General features: G+C 62.9%; 1 protein-coding gene. It reads right to left on the bottom strand.

From position 1 onward, the window contains the following. Nucleotides 1-520 (bottom strand): InlB B-repeat-containing protein (locus H6A23_RS11220; RefSeq protein ID WP_204832255.1); only part of this gene is annotated, 520 nt, incomplete at both ends.

The following is a 520-nucleotide window of genomic DNA, read 5'->3' on the forward strand; positions in this document are numbered from 1 at the left end:
CTCGGAGTCGCCCTCGAAGTTCCAGCCGGCGAACACGTAGCCGTCCTTGGTCGGGTTGGCGATGCCGCTCCACTCGTTGGTGCCGTTCAGGACCGCTCCGGTGCCGAGCAGCTCCTCGCCGTCCCAGTAGTTGACGGTGACGTAGCCCTCGTACGGATCGGAGACCTCATCCCAGTTGGCGTAGAGGTTAATCTCGGTCACGGTCTCGTCATAGGCAACACGAACGGTCGAGAGGTCCATATAGGACGCCTGCTCACCCTCGAAGCTCCAGCCTGCGAAGGTATAGCCATCCTTGGACGGGGTAATCGGTCCGCTCCACTCGTTGGTGCCGTTCAGCACCGCGCCGGTGCCGAGGAGCTCCTCGCCGTCGTAGTAGTTGACGGTGATGAAACGCTGCTCGGGCTCGGGAGCAACCTGCTCGTCCTCGAAAACGGGGTACACGTACCACTCGCCGGTGACCTCGGTGGAGTTCTCGACGCGCTTGCCGGATATGTCCTCCCAGCCCACGAAGACCTTGCCC

It is taken from the genome of Olsenella uli, assembly GCF_016900775.1.
In the GTDB taxonomy this organism is placed as follows: Bacteria; Actinomycetota; Coriobacteriia; order Coriobacteriales; family Atopobiaceae; genus Thermophilibacter; species Thermophilibacter uli_A.